The 6,121-nt window shown below is 68.0% G+C and carries 7 protein-coding genes; 5 read left to right on the forward strand and 2 right to left on the reverse strand.

Translation table 11 applies throughout. From position 1 onward, the window contains the following. The 3 genes from AC6EI8_RS23230 to serA all read left to right on the forward strand — a co-directional run. The coding region (locus AC6EI8_RS23230; protein ID WP_498382991.1) for an MFS transporter at positions 1 to 649 on the forward strand (649 nt) is incomplete at its 5' end. 121 nt (positions 650 to 770) lie between these two features. Next, on the forward strand, positions 771 to 1,499 hold the full coding sequence (locus tag AC6EI8_RS23235; RefSeq protein ID WP_149318069.1) for a hypothetical protein: 729 nt from the start codon (positions 771 to 773) through the stop codon (positions 1,497 to 1,499). Between the two features lie 62 nt (positions 1,500 to 1,561). Beyond that, entirely contained in the window at positions 1,562 to 2,785 is a 1,224-nt protein-coding gene (gene serA, locus AC6EI8_RS23240; protein ID WP_150082361.1) for a phosphoglycerate dehydrogenase, read from the forward strand. An 89-nt stretch (positions 2,786 to 2,874) separates the two neighbouring features. Here serA and AC6EI8_RS23245 read toward each other — a convergent pair whose 3' ends face one another. Both AC6EI8_RS23245 and AC6EI8_RS23250 read right to left on the reverse strand, forming a co-directional pair. After that, a complete protein-coding gene (locus AC6EI8_RS23245; RefSeq protein ID WP_149318067.1) occupies positions 2,875 to 3,186 on the reverse strand; it encodes a hypothetical protein in 312 nt (103 codons plus the stop codon). Between the two features lie 279 nt (positions 3,187 to 3,465). After that, the gene (locus tag AC6EI8_RS23250; protein ID WP_498382992.1) at positions 3,466 to 4,950 is read right to left on the reverse strand and encodes a BON domain-containing protein; all 1,485 of its coding nucleotides are present in this window, start codon (positions 4,948 to 4,950) and stop codon (positions 3,466 to 3,468) included. A 199-nt stretch (positions 4,951 to 5,149) separates the two neighbouring features. Between AC6EI8_RS23250 and AC6EI8_RS23255 the strand changes: the two genes are divergently transcribed. Further along, positions 5,150 to 5,623 carry a CBS domain-containing protein gene (locus AC6EI8_RS23255; protein ID WP_149318360.1) on the forward strand — a complete coding sequence of 158 codons (474 nt, stop codon included), beginning with the start codon at positions 5,150 to 5,152 and terminating at the stop codon, positions 5,621 to 5,623. 130 nt (positions 5,624 to 5,753) lie between these two features. Beyond that, positions 5,754 to 5,942 carry a DUF3008 family protein gene (locus AC6EI8_RS23260; RefSeq protein WP_144833264.1) on the forward strand — a complete coding sequence of 63 codons (189 nt, stop codon included), beginning with the start codon at positions 5,754 to 5,756 and terminating at the stop codon, positions 5,940 to 5,942. The last annotated feature ends 179 nt before the right edge of the window (positions 5,943 to 6,121 follow it).

The following is a 6,121-nucleotide window of genomic DNA, read 5'->3' on the forward strand; positions in this document are numbered from 1 at the left end:
CGCAGCAGCGGCCGGCGCGAACGGCAGCCAGCAATCGATGCGCGCCGCGATCCGCCAGGCCTGCGGCCATCGCGGCTTCTGGCTGCTGAATATCGGCTTTCTGGCCTGCGGCTTCCAGCTCGCCTTCATCGCCTCGCACCTGCCCGCCTATCTGCTCGACCGCGGGCTGCCCGCGCGCGACGCCGTGATCGCGCTGGCGATCATCGCGCTGGCCAATATCGCCGGCACCTATCTGTGCGGCCTGCTCGGCAACCATGTGCGGCGGCATCGCGCGCTCAGCGGCATCTATCTGCTGCGCACCGCGGCGATCGCGCTGTTCCTGCTGGTGCCGCTCTCGAGCGTCAGCGTCTTCGTGTTCGCCGCGGTGATGGGCTTCGTCTGGCTGGGCACCGTGCCGCTGACCAGCGGCCTGGTCTCGCAGGTGTTCGGCACCCGCTATGTGGCCACGCTGTTCGGCTTCGTCTTTCTCGGCCATCAGCTCGGCTCCTTCCTCGGCGTCTGGCTCGGCGGCTATCTGTTCGATCGGACCGGTTCCTACGACCTGGTGTGGATGGGCGCGATCGTGGTCGGACTCGGCGCGACCGTGCTGCACTGGCCAATCGACGACCGGCCGGTCGGTCATCGCGAGACGGCGATGGCGCCGGCTTGAAACCTGCGGCGCAGCCGTCATATCGAGGGGATTCCTTGTTCTCGATTTCCCTTAGTTGCCCTCGAACTGCCATGGTTTTCGTGTACGTTACGCCGTTCAAAAACATGACAGGGAGACATGGATGACGCTGCACCGCAGTGATGCAGGAGAGCCGACGATCGTGGCCCTGGTCGAGGCGATGAAGGCCTGGCAGCGCGCGCTGGATTCGACGCTGTCCACCTCCGGCCTGACCTACGTCAAATGGATCCTGCTGCGTGCCGTCGCGCGCGGCGACTATGTCCGGCACCGGCCGTATCTGGGTGCGATCCTGATCGACGTCGAGATGGGCGAGCATCTGCTGGCCGAGCTGCATCGCGACCGCTGGATCGCCTTCGTCGATCGCGCGGGCATGACCTGCGGCCCGGCCCAGCCCGAGGCGCAGCCCGTCGTCCCCGAGGCCGAGCGCGCGCGCGTGCAGCGCATTGCGCAGTCGCTCAAGGCCCTGCATTCGGTGTCGGTCAGCCCGTTCAGCAGCGACGAACGCACGATGCTGTCGACGCTGCTGCAGCGGATGCAGGCCAACCTGAACGAATTCAGCGACCGGCGCGATGCACAACACGCCGATGCCGACGGCGAAGAGATTTCGCTGATTCGCGCGCATGCGATGCTGGGCGCTTCGGCCAGGTCCTCCCAAGGGTCCAGATCGTCGACATCGTCCAGATCGCCGAACGCATCCGCGTCGCCCGAGCGCGCCGCGAAGGCATCCATCGCGGTCCCGTCCGCGGCCGGCAAGACTGTCGAATGCGGTCCGATGCCGGCCCGCCCGGCGCGCCGCAAATCGTCGCCTACCTCACTTCCCTGCCGAAGTTGAGGCAAGATAGAGCGCTGCACCGACACCGTCGGGGCCCACCACGACCGCCACACGAGGCCGCGATGACCAAGGTAATGCTGCTCGAGAACATTCACGAAAGCGCCAGCGAACGGCTGGCAGAGGCCGGACTGCAGGTCGACCGCCGCGCCGGTGCGCTGGCCGGCGGCGAACTGCACGAAGTGCTGGCCGCCAACGAGCTGATCGGCATTCGATCGGCGACCCATCTGCATGCCGAGGACATTCGCCATGCGGCGAATCTGCTGTCGATCGGCTGCTTCTGCATCGGCACCTCGCAGGTCGACCTCGCCGCCGCGACCGCGGCCGGCATCCCGGTATTCAACGCCCCGTTCTCGAATACGCGGTCGGTGGCCGAGCTTGTGGTCAGCGAGGCGGTGATGCTGCTGCGCCGGATTCCCGAAAAGAACACGCTGGCGCATGCCGGCAAATGGGCCAAGGGCGCGGCCGGCGCCTTCGAGGCGCGCGGCAAGACGCTCGCCATCGTCGGCTACGGCAATATCGGCTCGCAGGTCGGCGTGCTGGCCGAAGCGATGGGCATGCGGGTGGTCTACTACGACGTGCAGCCGCGCCTGTCGCTGGGCTCGGCCAAGGCGGCCGGCTCGCTGGCCGACGCCGTCGCGCATGCCGATGTGGTAACGCTGCACGTACCGGCGACGCCGCGCACGCGCAACATGATCGACGCCACCGTGCTGGCCGCCTTCAAGCGCGGCGCGATGCTGATCAACGCCTCGCGCGGCAGCGTGGTCGATATTGCCGCGCTGGCGCAGGCGCTGCGCGACGGGCGGGTCGGCGGCGCCGCGATCGATGTCTTTCCCAGCGAGCCCAAGAGCAACAAGGATGCGTTCGTCAGCGAGCTGCAGAATCTGCCCAACGTCCTGCTGACCCCGCATATCGGCGGCAGCACCGAGGAGGCGCAGCAGAACATCGGCGTCGAGGTCGCGGCAAAGCTGGTCAACTATCTGACGACTGGCGCCACCATCGGCGCGGTCAATTTCCCGGAGGTCGATCCGGGGCCGGTCGATTGCCCCGCGCGGCTACTGAACGTCCACGGCAATGCGCCGGGCGCGCTGGCGGCGTTGAACACGCTGCTCGCGCGCGAGGGCATCAATATCGCGGGCCAGCATCTGGAAACGCGCGGCACCACCGGCTATGTCGTCACCGACCTGGACAAGGCGCCCTCGGCCGAACTCGAACAGGCGCTGGCCGCGCTGCCAGGCGTACTGCGGCTGCGCGTGCTCAGGCGCGACGAGGCCGGTGCGGCCTCGTAGGCGGTTCATGACGGTTGATGGCTGTAATGGCCGGTAATGGCCGGTAATGGCGGCATCTGCAGCAGAGACCTGCAGATGGGATCGGCGGGTCAGGCCGCTGGCCCCTGGCGCCGGCTGCCCCACAGCAGAATCGCGCTGATGACCCAGCCGCAGAAAAACAGCGCGTCGCCGAGCTGATTCAGCACGAGCGGCATCGATTCGCCGCGGAACATCTGCGACAGCATGTCTTCCGGCAGGCGTGAGGCAATCCACAGAAATACGGCCGGCGCGCTGCAGTAGACGCCCGGCTGCCACCATGGCGCACGCCTTTTTTCGGCATTGGCCTGGGCCGATGCCGGTACGCCGGCATCGGGCTGTGCCGCCGGCCGGTTGGCGGCGATGAAACCCTCATTGGCGGTCATGGCGCCCTCCCTGTTTTGTGAGCGCAGTATTGCCCAGAGGGTGACGCGGCGCCATCGGCGCCTGTCTGACACGCGTGCGGCAGCGCACGCAAGGCGGGCTGGCGGGATGGAACGGGCGGGCGCCAGGCGGTCGCCCCGCTTCACCGCCCCGCTTCACCGCCCCGCCTCACCGCCCCGCCTCACCGCCGCCACTTCACCGCTTTCACCGCTCCACCGCCCGCTGCACCGACCGCCTACGCAGCCTGCCGGGGCCTGCCCGGGCGCCGGAGCCTCGGCCGATCAGTCCGGCGTCCAGCCCTTCAGATCGTCCATCTTCGCCGGCGATTCGCCGCTGTCGCGGCGGACGCGAATGTCGTTCTCCACGTCGGTCACGCCGAAGACATTGTCGACCAGGTCCTCGATGTCGTACTTCTCGTTGCGGTTGCGCACCGTGCCGGCGAGCTTGACGATGCCGCCATTGACATCGACCGTCACCTCGCTGACATCGAGCCCTTCGGCATAGGCGAGCCGTTCGCACACCGCCTCGCGGATACGCTCGTCGCTGCGGCGATAGCCCTTCGGACCGACGCGGCGCTGCGGCCGATCGTCGGTGCCGAAGAATTCGCTGACCGCCTCGCCGATGCGCCGGCCGATGTTGTACAGCGGGCCGTGCTCCTCGCGGTCATCGTCGCGCCCGTAGCGGCCGTCGTCGCGCCCGTAGCGGCTGTAGCCGCCGCCATAGCTCAATTCGCCGGCCGACTGCCGGCCCGCCTCGCGCCCGGACCATTCCTCCCGGTAATCGCCGCCGTAGCGGTGCTCCGGCACGGCATAGTTGCGGCCGGGCCAATCGTCGTCGAAGCGGTCCCAGCCGTAGTTCGACGTGCCGGCATTGCTGTAGCCGCTGCTTCGTTCGGCTTCGCGCAGCCAGTCCTGATCGCGGTTGCGCATGCCCTGCCGCTGGCCGCCGCGCCACGTGGTGGTCCCGCCGTAGCGCTCCTCTTCCTCGCGCCATTCGTCGCCGCGCGTACCGGTGGCGTACGAGGGCCCGGTGCCGGTCTCAAGCGCGGCGGCGCCTGAGTAGCCGGACTGCCAGGGATCGGTGCGATATTCGTTGCGGCGAGTCGACGATTCGCCGCGGCCGCGCCAATCGCCGCGTTCCTCGCCGCCGCCATATCCGGCACCATATCCGCCGCCATATCCGCCGCCATACTCGCTGCCATATCCGCCGCCAGATTGGCCCCCGTATTGGCCGCCATACTGGCCACCGTACTCCGACCCATATTCAGAGCCATAGCCGGACTCGCCGCTGTACCCGCCACTGTATCCGCCACCGAATCGGCCACCGCCATGCTCGCGCCCGTACTGGCCGCGCCCATACTGGCCGCCGCCTTGACCGCCGCCTTGAGCGCGGCCGTATTGACCGCGGCCCGACGGTCCGCTGGTGTATTGCTCGCCGCTGTAGCGTCCCTCGCCATAGCCGCTGCTGGTGCCGCTGCTGCTGCCGCTGCGGTATGGCTGGCTCTGCCGGCCGGCCTCGCGGCCGTAGCCGGTGCCATAGGTGTCGTCGTCCTCGAAGGCGCCGCGCGGCGGGCCGCCCTCGCTGAGCTGGTACGGCGTCAGGCGTGCCCTGCGCCAGCGCGACTCCCAGTCGTTGCCGTCCGATTCCGCCTGCCAGTCATCCTGGGCCCAGCGTTCGGAGCGGTTGTCGCTCCAGCCATCGTCACGTTGATCGTAGCCAGGCCAGGATTGCTCTGGCCGATTGCGTCGCATGGATTCGTTTCGCATATCGATCTCCTGCAGGTGGTCCGGCGCGATGCGCGCCCGTATCCGTCATGCCGCGCAAGAACCGTACCGCCGCGTCGATCGGTCGCGCACTGCGTGTCACGGCGGCGTCATCCGCGCAGGCGCTCTGGAACGCATCTTGCGAAACCGTGGATGCGTGCGAAACGCGCGCAGTGCCAACTATCCGCAAGGAGAAACGACGATGGCAACCCAGATGCAAGGAGGCGGCGCCCAGCGGTCCGGCGGCGTTCTTCGCGATGTGATGACCGCACAGCCAGCCTTTCTGACGCAGGACGACACGATCAAGCGCGCGGCCGAACTGATGGCCCAGCTCGATGTCGGCGCGCTGCCCGTTTGCGACGGGCGCCGGCTGACCGGCATGGTGACCGACCGCGACATCACCGTGCGCTGCACCGCGGCTGGGGCGGACCCCGCCAGCACCAAGGTGACCCAGGCGATGACCGAGGACGTGCAGTGGTGCAGCGATGACGAGTCCATCGACACCGCGCGCGAAAAGATGGCGGCGCATCAGATCCGCCGTCTGGCGGTGATCGACAAGGATCATCATCTGGTTGGCATGGTGTCGCTGGGCGACCTGGCCGTGAAGACCGGCGACACCGGCGGTACCGGCGAGGCGCTGCAGGGCGTTTCGCAACCGGCGCAGCCGTCCCGCTGATGTCGCGCTGACGTCGCGCCGACGTCGAATGCCGCTTGCCTGCGGGGGCAGGCAACGACCGGGATTTACAAGGCTTGCAAGATTGCACCGATCCCCGCCCACCCGACTCGATGACTCAATGGAGGACACGATGCCAGCCAAATCGAAATCGCAGCAAATGGCCGCCGGGGCCGCGCTGTCGGCCAAACGTGGCGACAAGAAGGTCGGCGAGCTCAAGGGCGCGTCGAAGTCGATGTACAAGTCGATGAGCGAGAAGGAACTGCACGACATGGCATCGACGCCGCAGAAGGGCAAGCCGGACCACAAGTCCGAGAGCTGATGCAAGTCACCGGCGTCCGATCGGGTCCGATCGGGTCCGATAGGCCCGTCAGGCCCGTCAGGCCCGATGGGTCCGAGAGGTCCGATGGGACTGATGGGCTCACCAGCCGGCGACGTCCGTCGATGGAGATTCGCGATGACGACAAGCGCATTCACCCCTCGCACGGCGGCCCGGCTGCT

It is taken from the genome of Cupriavidus sp. R6-3, assembly GCF_059772245.1.

Excerpts from the sequence above, each read along its gene's own strand:
- AC6EI8_RS23235 (WP_149318069.1), top strand. The coding sequence starts at position 771 with ATGACGCTGCACCGCAGTGATGCAGGAGAGCCGACGATCGTGGCCCTG.
- serA (WP_150082361.1), top strand. The coding sequence starts at position 1,562 with ATGACCAAGGTAATGCTGCTCGAGAACATTCACGAAAGCGCCAGCGAA.
- AC6EI8_RS23245 (WP_149318067.1), bottom strand. The coding sequence starts at position 3,186 with ATGACCGCCAATGAGGGTTTCATCGCCGCCAACCGGCCGGCGGCACAG.
- AC6EI8_RS23250 (WP_498382992.1), bottom strand. The coding sequence starts at position 4,950 with ATGCGAAACGAATCCATGCGACGCAATCGGCCAGAGCAATCCTGGCCT.
- AC6EI8_RS23255 (WP_149318360.1), top strand. The coding sequence starts at position 5,150 with ATGGCAACCCAGATGCAAGGAGGCGGCGCCCAGCGGTCCGGCGGCGTT.
- AC6EI8_RS23260 (WP_144833264.1), top strand. The coding sequence starts at position 5,754 with ATGCCAGCCAAATCGAAATCGCAGCAAATGGCCGCCGGGGCCGCGCTG.